Below are 13,130 nucleotides of genomic sequence, written 5' to 3'. Positions count from 1 at the left end.
ATGACGCCGGTGGGCGCCGGTCAGCGGTTGACGACGTCCTTCTTGGTGGTGAGTACGGCGGCGGCGCCCACGACGAGGCTGAACGCCAGCACGTACATCGGTATCGCGGCCGAGCCGGTGCCGTCCTTGAGCGCGCCGATCATGTACGGGCTGACGAAACCGGCAAGGTTTCCCACGGAGTTGATGAGGGCGAGCCCGGCCGCGGCCGCCGTGCCGCCGAGGAAGGCGGTGGGCAGCGACCAGAACAGCGGGGCGCAGGTCAGTACGCCGGCCGCCGCGAAGGACAGGGCGATCAGGGACAGCGCGGTCGAGCCGGACCAGGAGGCGGCCAGTGTGAAGCCGACGGCGCCCATCAGGCTCGGGACCACCAGATGCCAGCGGCGCTCCCGGCGCCGGTCGGCCGACCGTCCGAACAGGTTCATCGCGACCAGTGCGGCCAGGAACGGCACCGAACTGAGCACGCCGATGGCCAGGTTGCCCTTGATGCCGGTGGACTCCACGAAGGTCGGCATCCAGAACGTCAGCGCGTACTGGCCCATCACGAAGCAGAAGTAGATGAGGCTCATCAGCCACACCTTGGGGTCGCGGAAGCCGTCCCAGACCCTGCCGTGCACGGTCCGGTGCGTGGCGTCCTCGGCGAGCGCCCGCTCCACGACGTCCTTCTCCTCGTCGCTGAGCCACTTCGCGTCCCGCAACCCGTTGTCCAGGTAGAACAGCGTGGCCACGCCCACGGCGAGAGCGGGCAGCGCCTCCAGGGCGAACATCCACTGCCACCCCTGCCAGCCGCCCGTGCCGTGGAAGGCGTCCAGGATCCAGCCGGAGAGCGGGTTGCCGAAGATGCCCGCCACGGGGATCGCCGACATGAACATCGCGATGACGCGGCCCCGGCGGTGCGAGGGGAACCAGTAGGTGCAGTACAGGATGACGCCGGGGTAGAACCCGGCCTCGGCCGCGCCGAGCAGGAAGCGCAGCACGTAGAAGGTCGCCTCGTTGGTGACGAACACGAACGCCGCCGAGACGAGCCCCCAACTGATCATGATCCGGGCGATCCAGGTGCGGGCGCCGACCCGCTGGAGCAGCAGGTTCGAGGGGACCTCGAAGAGGAAGTACCCGATGAAGAACAGCCCGGCGCCCAGGCCGTACGACGCCTCGCTGAATCCCAGGTCACCGGACATCTGGAGCTTGGCGAAGCCGACGTTGACGCGGTCGAGGTAGGAGACGATGTAGCAGAGGACGAGGAAGGGGACGATCCGCCGGACGACCTTGCGGAAGACGGCGTTCTCGCGGGTGAGGTCGACTTCGGTGGCGACCGTGGGGAGAGACATGACGAATCCTTGGAGCGGCTCAGGGGGATTCCGGGGACGAGCGAGCGGGTGCGGGGGCGGGCGGGTTCACCAGCGGGCGCCGAACACGGATCGCAGTTCGGCGAGGGCGGGTTCGGGCAGCGGTGCGGGGCGGCGGTCGGTGAGCAGCCACAGGCGGGCCGTCTCCTCGAGTTCTTCGAGGACGGCGAGGGCGGAGGCCGCGTCGGGCCCCCAGACGACCGGTCCGAGCCGGTCGAGCAGCACGGCCCTGATCGGCGTACCGCTCGCCGCGCGTTCGGCGATGCGGGCGGTCACCAGGTCGGCCACGCGGGGGTCGCCGGGCCGGTGGTAGGGGACGAGCGGGACGTGCCCGACCTTCATCACGTAGTACGGCGTGATCGGCGGGAGCACGTCGTCCTGACTCCACACTCCGGCCAGGGTCAGCCCGACCAGGTGCGTGGAGTGGGTGTGGACGATGAAGCGGGCGGTGGGGTCGGCTGCGTAGATGCGGCGGTGCAGGGTGAGGGTCTTGCTGGCGCGGTCGCCCGCGAGCTGCTCGCCCCGGGCGTCGACGAGGGCCAGCCGGCCTGGGTCGAGGAAGCCCAGGGCGGCGTCGGTCGGGGTGATCAGGCGGGAGTCGCCCACCTGGGCGCTGATGTTGCCCGCGCTGGCGTGGACATAGCCGCGTGCGAACAGGCTCGTGCCCACGCGGACGATCTCGCGCCGGGCCTCCTCCACCGGGTCGGTCACGGTCCTCGTCATGACTTCCCCAGCAGGGTGAAGGCGGCGCAGAAAAAGTCCGGTCCCCCGAAGTTGCCCGACTTCAGGGTGAGATGGAGCGTCTCCCCGTCGGGCAGAGCCGCCGCGCACCAGGGCACACCGGGGTCGATCTGCGGGCCGATGCGGAGCCCGGTGATGCCGAGCGCCCGGACGACGGCGCCCGACGTCTCTCCCCCGGCGACGACGAGCTGCCGCACTCCGCGCGCCACGAGCCCGCGTGCCACCTCGGCCAGGGTGCGCTCCACCAGCTCGCCGGCCTCGGCGGCGCCGAGCCTGCTCTGCACTCCGCGTACGGCGTCGGGCGCCTCGGTGGAGTAGACGAGCACGGGACCGTCGGCCAGGTGGGCGTCGGCGAAGGCGAGCGCCTCGGCGGCCACGTCCTGACCGTCCGCGATGCGCAGCGGGTCCACGCTGAACGCGGGGCGTCCGCTGTCCAGGAACGCGCGGACCTGACCGTTCGTGGCCGCGGAGACCGAGCCGGAGACGATGGCCCGTTGTCCACCGGCGACCGGCAACTCGGCTGCCGCCGAGGAGGGTTCGAACCCCCAGTTGGCCGGGAGCCCGATGGCCAGCCCCGAACCGGCGGTCACCAGTGGCAGTTCACTCACGGCCTCACCCAGCCGCACGAGGTCGTCGTTGGAGACGGCGTCCACGACGGCGAACGCCACACCCTGGGAGCGGAGTTCGGCGATCCGGTCCCGCACCGCCTCCGCGCCGGCCGCGAGGACCGTGTGGTCGACGAGCCCGACGGGACGCGTGGTCTGCGCACCGAGGACGTCGACGAGATTCGAGTCCGTCATCGGCGTCAGTGGGTGGTCCCTCATACCGCTCTCGCTCAACAGCACGTCGCCCACGAAGAGATGGCCCTTGAAGACGGTGCGCCCGTTGTCCGGGAACGCCGGGGTGGCGACCGTGAAGTCGGTGCCCAGCGCGTCCATCAGGGCCTCGGTGACCGGCCCGATGTTCCCGGCGGGGGTGGAGTCGAAGGTCGAGCAGTACTTGAAATAGATCTGCTCGGCGCCCGCGCCCCGCAGCCAGGTCAGCGCGCGCAGCGAGGCGTCGATCGCCTCCGCGACGGGAACGGTGCGGGACTTGAGCGCGATCACCACGGCGTCGGCGTCCCCCGCGGCGTCGTATCCGCCGCCCTCGGGGACGTCGATGAGCTGGACGACGCGCATACCCGCACGCACCAGGTTGTTCGCCAGGTCGGTGGCGCCGGTGAAGTCGTCGGCGATGGCGCCGAGTCGGATTCCCATGTCAGTCATCCTCCGGCTTCGGCAGGTCGATCCCCGGGAACATCTTGATCACCGCGCTGTCGTCCTCGCCGCCGAGACCCGAGGCGGCTGCCTGGAGGAACATCTGGTGGGCGGTGGCGGCCAGCGGCAGCGGGAAGCGCTCGAGGCGGGCGGAGTCGAGCACGATCCCGAGGTCCTTGACGAAGATGTCGACGGCGGACCGTGGTGTGTAGTCACCGGCGAGCACGTGTGCCATGCGGTTCTCGAACATCCACGAGTTGCCCGCGCTGTGCGTGATGACCTCGTACAGCGTCTCCGGCGGGATGCCGGCCTTGATGCCCAGTGCCATCGCCTCGGCGGCCGCGGCGATGTGGACGCCGGCGAGCAACTGGTTGACGGCCTTGACCTTGGAGCCGAGCCCGGCGCTCGCGCCCAGCCGGTGCACGGTCGCGCTCATCGCGTCCAGCACCGGACCGGCGACGGCGTACGCCTGAGGGGACCCGGAGGTCATCATGGTCAGCTCCCCGGACGCGGCGCGCGCGGCGCCTCCGGAGACGGGTGCGTCCAGGTAGAGCACGCCGGACTCGGCCAGTCGGCCTTCCAGTTCGACCGACATGGCGGGGTCCACGGTGGAGCACATCACGAACACGGTCCCCGGCCGCAACCTCTCGGCGGCTCCGCCGTCGCCGAACAACACCTGTTCGGTCTGCGCCGAGTTGACGACCACACCGACCAGGACGTCGACGGTCGCCGCGAGTTCACCGGGCGTCGGGAACGCGGTGCCGCCCTCCCGGGCGAACTCGGCGGCCACGTCGGACCGCAGATCGTGGACCCCGACCTCGTACCCCGCGCTCCGCAGGCTCCGTGCCATTCCGAGCCCCATGGCCCCGAGTCCCACCACGCCCACCCGGGGTAGGGCGGACCTTTCCTGGTCGTTCACGCGCAACATCCTTGTCTCGCTGTGGCCGCCCGGGCGCCCTTCCCTGCCCGGCCCCTTCGCCAACGATCAGGTCATATGATGACCTGATGACGAGAGTTGATGCACTGTGATGCCGGTCACATGACCGCGTGGAAGGGGCCGGCACCGAACGTTCCGGCGCCGACCCCGGCCGAGCCGCGTGACGTCACTGGTCGTCGGCGTCCCCCGCCGTCTTCGTGGACTGGTTGGACATGTTGGGGCCCGTCGGTACGAGTTCGTCCGCGAGGGCTTCGAACAGGGAGATCTTCTGCGTCTCGGGCTGCTGCTCGTCCATGGTCACGACCTCTCTAGGGATGTTCCGCGTCACGGACCGGGGCTGTCGCAGGGAGGCGACCCCCTGCGTAAGCCGTCAGTCCGCCTCTGCCGTCCGTGCCAGTTCCGCGGCCAGCGCTTCGGCCACGGGGATACCCAGTTTCTCCTCCAGCCAGTTGTGCTGACCGTTCGGATTGCACTCCAGGAAGACGACCTGGCCGTCCGGCTGCTCGACCAGGTCGAACGCTCCGTACCTCAGGGAGAAGCGCCGCAGATAGGAGCGGCACAGGTCCGCCACCCCGGCCGGAAGGGGCTCCACGCGGAATTCCACCGACGGTGTGTTCTGCATCCGTCTCCAGTCGTCCCGCGCGTCGGCGTCCGTGTGGACGGCCACCGGAAACACCTCGTCCCCGACCACGGTGATCCGCCATTCCCTGGCCTTCTTCAGGAACGGCTGGAACATTCCGGGGAAGGGAATGGTGCTCTCCTTCAGGCTCTCGATCGCGGAACGGTCGAGCGGCGTGGTGTACAGCCCCTTCAGCCGGTTCTGGTCCGCCAGCACCCCGCGCATCATCTTGACGATGATGTCCGACCCGTCGGGAGCCGTTTCGGCCTCGACGGCGTCCCAGTCGTTTCCCACGACCGTACGCGGGATCGTGAACCCCACGTCCCGCGCCGTGACGAGCTGAAGCAGCTTCTGGTTGGCCACCGCGACGGCCCGGGGCGAGCTGAGCCAGAGACGCTCCGGATACAGGCCCCACAGGCTGCTGTTCCACTGGGCGATCTCGTTCACCATGGAGAGCTGTTTCGCGACGTTCCGCTCGGCGTCGGCGACGCGGAAGCCGGCCACTTTCCAGTACCAGGCCGCGGCGATCGCGTCCGGTGCGATGTCGTGGCCGTCGCAGGTGACGGCCAGTCGTCCGGTGGGATCGATACGCAGCCCGAACCGCTGCCGTCCCGCCATGATCTCGTCCGTCTGGTAGACGACGACGGGAAAGCCGCGCCGGAGAAGCCTCTCCCGCACCGGGCGGTGCGTGTGCGCGTCGAAGCTCGAGGAAGCGATGAGGATCGTCGGTTTCGGACCGGCCACTGCCACCACCTCCGGGGCGGTCGAAGTCGTCGCGGCTCAGGCGCTGGCCACGGTGAACAGCGCGATCAGGTCCGCCTCCGTGGGGCCGAACCGTCGTCCGCCGTAGGAGCCGATCACCTCGCGGGCGCCCTCGGCGGCAGCGACGACGTTGTTCCGCTGAAGTGCCCGCAGCCATCCGCCGAGCCGCTGGAAGGTGCCGGGGCCGTGCGGGCCGTCGAAGAGCAGGTCGAAATAGAGGGTGGGCAGGGAGGTCTCGTAGACGGCGGCGGACATCTTCTGCTCGTACGCGAGCGCGCAGAAGTACTTGCCGACGACCACCTGCCGGTTGGCCGCGTTCGCCCACTGCACCGGTCCCACGAGGTCGGGCACGTCGATGGCGAGCCCGCTGGAGATCTGCACCGACCAGTTGTCCGCGGGCCGGTCGGTGATGTCGGCCCACACCAGGGTCAGAGCGCCCTGGTCGTGGATCCCGAATCCCCACTGCGTGTCGATCAGGTCGAACACCGTCATGTCGACGACGCCCGACGGGTAGTCGCTCTCCGCCCACTGGCGCAGGACTCCCACGGCGCGTTCCACGGAACGGCTCACAGCACCCCCCGGTGTCGGGACCGATGGTCCGGGGACAGACCGTACAGGCCGCACACAAGGGTGCAATAGGCGCGGAACGCGACTGGCATATGCCGGATCGCGTCGCTCCCCCGTCTTTCCGCCCCTCGTGGGGCGTCATTCGGAGGCGTCCAACTCCCGCAGAGCGGCGAGGTTGTTCTCCCGGTCACGCGGGCTCTGGGCGTCCCGCACCCCTGCCGTGTAGAAGCGGCGGGCGGCTTCCCTGCGGCCGAGCTCGCGCAGGCAGTCGCCGATCACCCGGTACGTCCCCGACCGGTCCCGCACCTCGTCCGTACGGGCGTACAGGGCGAGGGCGGTCCGGGCGAGGGAGAGGCCGTCGGCAGGCCTGCCGCGCAGCCGGGTGAGCCGGGCGAGGACGGTGAGGCACTGCGCCTGTCCGACCACGCGCTCCAGTTCGGCGTTGAGCCTCAGGGCCGTGCGGAGGTGTTCCTCCGCGATCTCCATGGCCCCCATGCGCTCCGAGCAGATCCCGAGGTGCTGGTGGGAGCGCGCCATCTCCTCCGGTGCGTCGCGGGCGACGGCGGAACGCAGAGCCGCGTCGAACTCCCGGTGCGCTTCGCTGAGTTCGCCCGCCAGTACGTGCAGGGTGCCGATCTGGTTGCGCAGTTCCTCCGCCTGGGCGAGGTCCTCGCTCTCCTCGCACAACGCCACCGCCGCCCGGCAGTGGTCCATCGCCGTCGCCAAGTCCTGCTCGTCCTCCGCGAGATAGGACAGGCTGCGGTGGCAGGCGACGACCGCGCCCACGTCACCCTCCCGCCGGAAGACCTCCATCGCCTCCGCGAAACCCGCCGCCGCCCGCTCCGGCCGTCCGTCGTACTGGTTCAGCATGGACAACTGGTAGAGCGTCGCCGCCGCGTCCCGCTCCCTGCCCAGCTCGCGGAAGGCGGCCCGCGCCCTCAGATAGCGCGACTCGGCCGCCCTGTGGTCTCCCTGCTCGTGCTCGATGGACCCGAGCTGGTGCTCGGCGTAGGCGACGCCCAGGACGTCGTCCGCGCCGGTGCTCACCTCCAGCGCCCGCTCCAGGTGCGTCCGCGCGGCGTGCATCTCGCCCCGGTCCCGCGCGATGAGACCGAGCTGGCGGTGGACGACGGCCTCCGACTCGGTGCCCGGCTCGCTCCACTCCAGCATCCGCAGACACAGCGCCCGCTCGGTGCTCCAACGGCCCTTGGCGTGCAGAATCCGGCACAGGCCGCGCCCCAGCACCCCCGCCTGCTCGTTGCGTCCGGCCGCGCCGAGGTGGTGCAACGCCTCGAACGCCGCCTCGACGCGTGCGGCGTCGGACAGGGCGGCAGGTACGGCATGGGGCTTCGGGGCGTTCCCGTCGCCTGCCGGCCCGTCGCCGTGGAAGCGCGCCTCGTGATGAGCCGCCGCGCGGCGATGGGCGTCCCGCGCGGCCGACGGGTCGAGGCGCTCCAGCTCGGCGGCGATCCACCGGTGGACGCTCCAGAGGGGAACGCCCGCCTCGTCGACCCCGTCCTCGGCGAGCAGCCCGGCGTCCACCAGGGCGGCCAGGGCTACCGGCGGCTCGCACCCTCGGTCGGCGTCGCCGGTGCGGGCTACGTCGTCCACGTCGTCCACGACGCCGAACGCCCGTGCCGGCACGGGGACGCGGTGCACCGCCGCACGGTGCAGGAGGGTCCGGCTCTCCGGGTCCAGAGTCGCGAGCAGCTCCTGGAGCAGGGTGTCGGCCGCGGTGAGGCTGAGCGCCTCGCGCAGGGCGGGACGCAACTGGCCCCGCACGCGAGAGCGCGCCACCTCCAGACCGCCGCCGAGGCGGCCGATCCGCTCGGCGAGGTCGTCGGCCGGGCGGCCGGTGCCGAGGAGCGCTTCGAGGTAGGCGTACGTACGGGGGTGCCCCCCGGCGGCGTGCCGGATCCGCTGCCAGTACTTCGGGGGTAGCAGCCGGGTCAGGGGCAGCCGCAGCCGCAGGAGGTCGGTCTCGTCCCGGCTGAGGGGAGGCAGCGGCATCTGACGCAGCCGCCCGGCCGCCGGCCCGTTCGGCAGCGGGAGGGGATGGCGCGAGGCGATCAGCAGGCTCGTGCCCGACTGCCGGCCGGCTAAGGCGACGAGGAACTCCCCCAGTTCGGGGTCGGTGAACCGGGTACGACCCTGTGCGTCGCGGCTCAGGTTGGTCTCGAAGTCGTCCAGTACAAGGGTGAGTTGGCCGGCGCCGAGGGCGGCGAGATCGTCCAGCCTCGCGGACCAGGGCCGTTGCGGGTCGCGGACCGCTCGCACCTGTTCGGCGTCCGCTCCGGAAGCGAGCACGGCCGCGGTCTCCCGCAGGATGGAATCCGGGCCGACCGGTCCGCTCAGCAGCACCGTCGGCGCGGGCAGCGCCCGCAACCGCAGCAACTCCCCGACGAACGCGCTCTTTCCGACTCCGCCCACACCGTGGACCACGAGCCCGGCGCCCTCGGCGAGTGTCTTCAGCGCGGCGCGCAGCTGCGTACGGCGGCCGACGAACGCGCCGAGCGGCAGCGCGAGCGGCGCCACGGCAGCGGCGGACTCCCCCGGCACCTCGTCGGCGTCCGGCGGCCTCCGCGTCGGGCGGGGTCCGGCGAACAGCAGGGGTACGTGCCATTCCGGCAGCCATCGCTCGTTCGTGGAGCGCCTGAGCCGCTCCTGCTCGGAGCGGGCGGCGTGCAGCGCGTCCCACAGGGGCCGGCCGGCGGCCAGCTCGGCGTACATGGCCGCCATCAGAGCACCGGCGTAGACGTCGCGTACCGGGGCGGACATGGCCACCACGGCGGGTGAGCCGAACTCGGCCACGCTCTGGGCCAGTCCGGGCAGATACCTGGTGTCGTGCGCCGGTTCCGGGCCCGGGTGCGGCCGGTTCCGGCGCACCGACGACGCGGTCGAGCAACCCGCCAGGACCACGGCGGGAACGCCGTGACCGTCGCGCAGTGCCTCGCACAGGGCGTGCGCGGTCACCGGTGCCGGTCCGCCCCGGTCGTCCTCCAGCAGGAGCTCGCCGGGCCCGGCGTGGCAGACGATGTGCACGATGTCGGCGGGCTTCTCCGCCAGGGCCGTCCGGAGCGCGGTGAGGCTGCCGGAGCTGAGGACGCGCAGCTCGGCCGTCCCCGGGATCCGGGACAGCGCGGTGGCCAGCCGGGCCGTCTCGGCGTCCAGGTCCAGCAGGGCTTCGCGGCGGCCCGGGGCGGTACGCGGGCCGGCGAGCAGCACGAGCAGGCGCAGCGGGCGTCCGTCCGCGCCTGCGGTGTGCACGGGTCCGGCCGTCGCCGCCTTTGTCCCCGCCAAGGCGCGGTACGGCCGGATCGTCGGGTGGAGTGCCAGCGGCACCGTCTGGTTCGGCAGGGTGAGGGCTTCCCAGGGCAGGTCGGCGAGTTCACCCGGCTCCGCCTCGATGGCGAGCGGCAGGCCGTGCTCCCCGGCCGTCTCGCGCTCGGCTGCGGCGAGCGCGAGCGTCACCGCGGAGCCCGCCGCCTCGGCGAGCAGGCGTCCGAGGCGGCGGGTGAGCACCGCCGGTGGCACACCGGTGGCCCGTCGCCGCGCACCCCGGCCCGCGGTCTCGTACGCCCGGTTCAGCGCCCGGACGGTCTCCGCGAGGGGGTAGGACACCTGGACGCCGGGCCCCTGGGCGACGGTCTTCGTACCGGCGCTGAGGGTCACGGCGGTACGCCGTACCTCCAGCCGCCAGTGGGAGCCCTTCGCGGGGTCATCGGGCACAGGGATCCTCCTCCGCGTGGGAGCCGAGTGGCAGGGGCGGCGTGTCCGGCCGGCAGACGTACACCACGGTCGGCTCGTCCTTGGAGTCGAGCGGTGCCGTGACGTAGAGCGCGGCACCGGCGAGTACGAGCAGCGCGGCCAGGAGCGTGTCCCTGCGGGCCCGCCGCAGCGCCTGTCCCACCTGCCAGGCGTGGATCCAGGCGAGCAGCCGGCGTTCCAGGCGCTGAGCCAGGAGCGCGTTGCGCCGCGCGACGGCCGCCTCGTGGGTCAGGACCCGGATGAGCGCGGGATCGTTCTCGCGCGCCAGCATGGCTTCGAGGCGGGCGGCGACGGTCAGGCGCAGGCGGTGTTCCCGCCGCAGGGCGGCCGGGCCGGTGGCGCGGGGGCCGTAGAAGTCCGCGGGACCGCGGTCGATGAGTTCGCGCAGGCCCTTGAGGCGGGGCGAGTCGAGGTCGTCGAGTACGGCGGTGCGTGGACCGAGCACGTCGCTGGTACGCCACACCGCCCAGACCACGCCCGCGAGCGCGAGCAGGATGCCGCCGACCGCCGCGATCACGTCACCGGTGTCGTCCAGGTCCTTCACGATCACGAGAGGTCCGCCCGCCAGCACCAGCGCGCCGACTCCCGCCGCCGCGCCGATGAGCCATCGCGCGGTGGCCCGCATGTCGCTCACGGATGCCTGGAGGTCGGCGAGGACGGGATCGGGTCCCGGGTCCGGGGCCTGACCGTCGGCGGGGCTGCTCACGCCGGGAACGGGAGGTCATCGGGAGCTTCGTCGTCCTCGTCGCCGGTGTGGCCCCGCAGTTGGGGCGGCAACTGGTCGTCGGGCAGTTCCTCGTGCTCGACCCAGTCGCTTCCGTCGAAGTACTCCACGGTCGTGCCGGTGAATCTGACGTCACCGGCTTCGGGGGGCGGAGGTTGCGTGGTCATGGCCGGATTATCAGGCCAAGTCACCTTTCCCGCAGGGCATTCGGGGAAGCTGGGGGAGCCGGGTACGGCGGTCGTCAGCCGGTAGCCGCGAAGTGGTTCCGGAGAACTGTCCGAACCGGTAGCCTTTCGTCCTCGTATCAACCGCCCTGCACACGAACGCCGTTCCGGCTCCCCGCGGTTCTTCTCCGCGTCCGGCCCAGTGGGCGCCCCGCCGAAGGGACCTCCTCGTGCACGACTTGACGCTCGGCCCGGAAGGACGCGGGACGCTGGTGGAGCTGCTCCACCAACTGGTCGTCTCCGCGGGGCTCGTCACCACGGTGCAGACCTCGACCGGCATCCCGGAGACGGTCGCGGAGATCGTCGAGGCGGCTCCACGCCTGTCCGAGGACCACGACATCACCTCCGGCGGTCTGATCGTGAGCCGGGTCGGCATGTACCGGATCGTCTGGGGCGTCGTCAGCCACCCCGGCGGCAGCCTGGCGGTCCTCACCCCGCTGCCCGCCTACGAGGGCCAGCCCTCCGACTGGACCGGCCACTACATGCGCGAGGTACTCGACCCCGTGCTCGCCCTCTCGAAGCGCGGGCATCGCACAGGAGGCGGGGGCAACGGAGGGGTGACGGACGAGGAGTTCGCGCGGGCGTTCCGGGAGGCGTACATCTGAGCAGCCGTCAGCCCGCCGGATGAGACCTGCCACGAAGAAGCTGCGGGACGGGTGGGCGAAACAGGAATCGGCGGTGTCCGCCGACTCCCGAGCCCGTGTGGACCGCCCTCAGCGGGACTTCCGCGCCTTCGCCGCCCTCCTCGCCTCCGCGAGCTTGCGCGCCTCCGCCGCCTTTCGGGTCTCCTTCGCCGGGCGGCCCGGGCGGGTGCCCATGCCGCGGAAGGGAGCGTTGGTGTTCTTGGCGGGGGCCGCGGAGGGGGCGCGGCGGGCGCCGGTGAGGGTGGTCAGCTTCGCTTCGCCGGAGCGGACGGGGGTGACCGTGGGGCGGATGCCGGCGTCGGACATCATGCGGTGGACCTCGCTGCGCTCGCCGGGGGTGACGAGGGTGACCACGCTGCCGGACTCGCCCGCGCGGGCGGTGCGGCCGCCGCGGTGGAGGTAGTCCTTCGGGTCGGTGGGCGGGTCGACGTTGACGACGAGGTCGAGGTCGTCGACGTGGATGCCGCGGGCGGCGACGTTGGTGGCGACCAGCACCGTGAGGTCGCCATCCTTGAACCGGCCCAGTGTGTGGGTGCGTTGGGGCTGCGACTTGCCGCTGTGCAGGGCGGCGGCCTGGATGCCGCTGTCGCGCAGATGGCGGGTGAACCGGTCGACTGCCACCTTGGTGTCCAGGAACATCAGGACCCGCCCGTCGCGGGCGGCGATCTCGGTGGCGGTGGCGAGTTTGTCGGCCGGGTGGACGAGGAGCACGTGGTGCTCCATCGTGGTGACCGATCCCGAGGGCCGGTCGACCGAGGCGGAGACCGGGTCGTGCAGATGGTGCTCGACCAGTCGCTCGACGTCGCGGTCGAGCGTGGCGGAGAACAGCATCCGCTGCCCGTCGGGGCGCACCTGGTCCAAAAGTTCCGAGACCTGGGGCAGGAACCCCATGTCGCACATCTGGTCCGCCTCGTCCAGCACCGTGATCTCCACGCGGTCCAGACGGCAGTCCCGGCGCGAGACCAGGTCCGTCAGCCGTCCCGGGGTGGCGACGACGACCTCGGCCCCGGTCTTCAGCGACGCCGCCTGCCGCCCGATCGACAGACCGCCGACCACGGTCGCCAGCCGGACGCCGAGGACCTCCGCGTACGGCGTCAGGGCGTCGGTCACCTGCTGCGCGAGTTCCCTGGTCGGTACGAGGACCAGCGCGAGGGGCCGCTTCGCGTCGGCGCGGCGGCCCGCCGTACGGACCAGCAGCGGGAGGCCGAAGGCGAGCGTCTTGCCGGAGCCGGTACGCGCCCGGCCGAGGACGTCGCGGCCGGCGAGGGCGTTCGGCAACGTGGCGGCCTGGATCGGGAAGGGCTCCCGCACCGCCAGCTCGGTCATCGTGCGGACCAGCTCCGACGGCAGGTCCAGCTCGGCGAACGCCTCGATCGGCGGCAGGCCCGGCGTCGTCGCACCGGGTGCCGCGCCCTCGCGCCCGGGCGTCTCGGCACGGTCATTGTCGTCGGCACCGGGCTGCCCGGGGTGCGGCGTCTTCGCGTTCATGGGGACCTTCCTTCGCTGGTGACCCCGAACGGAACAGGACCCGCGCCTTGGTCGGCA

The 13,130-nt window shown here is 72.0% G+C and carries 12 protein-coding genes; 1 reads left to right on the top strand and 11 read right to left on the bottom strand.

From position 1 onward, the window contains the following. Nucleotides 1-20 precede the first annotated feature (20 nt). From ACWEEU_RS15745 to ACWEEU_RS15700, 10 genes are all read right to left on the bottom strand, one after another. The gene (locus ACWEEU_RS15745) at nt 21-1,325 is read right to left on the bottom strand and encodes an MFS transporter (protein ID WP_451732613.1); all 1,305 of its coding nucleotides are present in this window, start codon (nt 1,323-1,325) and stop codon (nt 21-23) included. A gap of 66 nt (nt 1,326-1,391) precedes the next feature. Then, nucleotides 1,392-2,066 carry a class II aldolase/adducin family protein gene (locus ACWEEU_RS15740; protein ID WP_451732610.1) on the bottom strand — a complete coding sequence of 225 codons (675 nt, stop codon included), beginning with the start codon at nt 2,064-2,066 and terminating at the stop codon, nt 1,392-1,394. Further along, a complete protein-coding gene (gene otnK / locus ACWEEU_RS15735) occupies nt 2,063-3,340 on the bottom strand; it encodes a 3-oxo-tetronate kinase (protein WP_451732607.1) in 1,278 nt (425 codons plus the stop codon). Before otnK ends, ACWEEU_RS15740 begins: the two co-directional genes overlap by 4 nt. 1 nt (nt 3,341) lies before the next feature. Next, a complete protein-coding gene (gene ltnD, locus ACWEEU_RS15730) occupies nt 3,342-4,259 on the bottom strand; it encodes an L-threonate dehydrogenase (RefSeq protein ID WP_451732604.1) in 918 nt (305 codons plus the stop codon). Between the two features lie 184 nt (nt 4,260-4,443). Continuing rightward, nucleotides 4,444-4,605 carry a hypothetical protein gene (locus ACWEEU_RS15725; RefSeq protein WP_451732601.1) on the bottom strand — a complete coding sequence of 54 codons (162 nt, stop codon included), beginning with the start codon at nt 4,603-4,605 and terminating at the stop codon, nt 4,444-4,446. Nucleotides 4,606-4,647: 42 nt separating this feature from the next. After that, nucleotides 4,648-5,640 carry a hypothetical protein gene (locus tag ACWEEU_RS15720; RefSeq protein WP_385742446.1) on the bottom strand — a complete coding sequence of 331 codons (993 nt, stop codon included), beginning with the start codon at nt 5,638-5,640 and terminating at the stop codon, nt 4,648-4,650. Between the two features lie 36 nt (nt 5,641-5,676). Further along, nucleotides 5,677-6,228 carry a hypothetical protein gene (locus ACWEEU_RS15715; RefSeq protein WP_451732598.1) on the bottom strand — a complete coding sequence of 184 codons (552 nt, stop codon included), beginning with the start codon at nt 6,226-6,228 and terminating at the stop codon, nt 5,677-5,679. 135 nt (nt 6,229-6,363) lie between these two features. Beyond that, a complete protein-coding gene (locus ACWEEU_RS15710; protein ID WP_451732595.1) occupies nt 6,364-9,954 on the bottom strand; it encodes a CHAT domain-containing protein in 3,591 nt (1,196 codons plus the stop codon). After that, entirely contained in the window at nt 9,944-10,699 is a 756-nt protein-coding gene (locus tag ACWEEU_RS15705; protein ID WP_451732592.1) for a hypothetical protein, read from the bottom strand. Before ACWEEU_RS15705 ends, ACWEEU_RS15710 begins: the two co-directional genes overlap by 11 nt. Further along, entirely contained in the window at nt 10,696-10,884 is a 189-nt protein-coding gene (locus tag ACWEEU_RS15700; protein ID WP_385742438.1) for a hypothetical protein, read from the bottom strand. Before ACWEEU_RS15700 ends, ACWEEU_RS15705 begins: the two co-directional genes overlap by 4 nt. Before the next feature lie 227 nt (nt 10,885-11,111). On the opposite strand from ACWEEU_RS15700, the gene ACWEEU_RS15695 reads away from it, so the two are divergent. After that, a complete protein-coding gene (locus ACWEEU_RS15695; RefSeq protein ID WP_451732589.1) occupies nt 11,112-11,546 on the top strand; it encodes a hypothetical protein in 435 nt (144 codons plus the stop codon). A 108-nt stretch (nt 11,547-11,654) separates the two neighbouring features. Here the strand turns inward: ACWEEU_RS15695 and ACWEEU_RS15690 are convergent, their stop codons facing one another. Then, on the bottom strand, nt 11,655-13,073 hold the full coding sequence (locus ACWEEU_RS15690; RefSeq protein WP_451732586.1) for a DEAD/DEAH box helicase: 1,419 nt from the start codon (nt 13,071-13,073) through the stop codon (nt 11,655-11,657). Between the last annotated feature and the right edge of the window lie 57 nt (nt 13,074-13,130).

It is taken from the genome of Streptomyces sp. NPDC005004, from assembly GCF_053600675.1.
The sequence above is the reverse complement of the archived record's forward strand: the minus strand, read 5'-3'. Positions and strand labels throughout refer to the sequence as shown.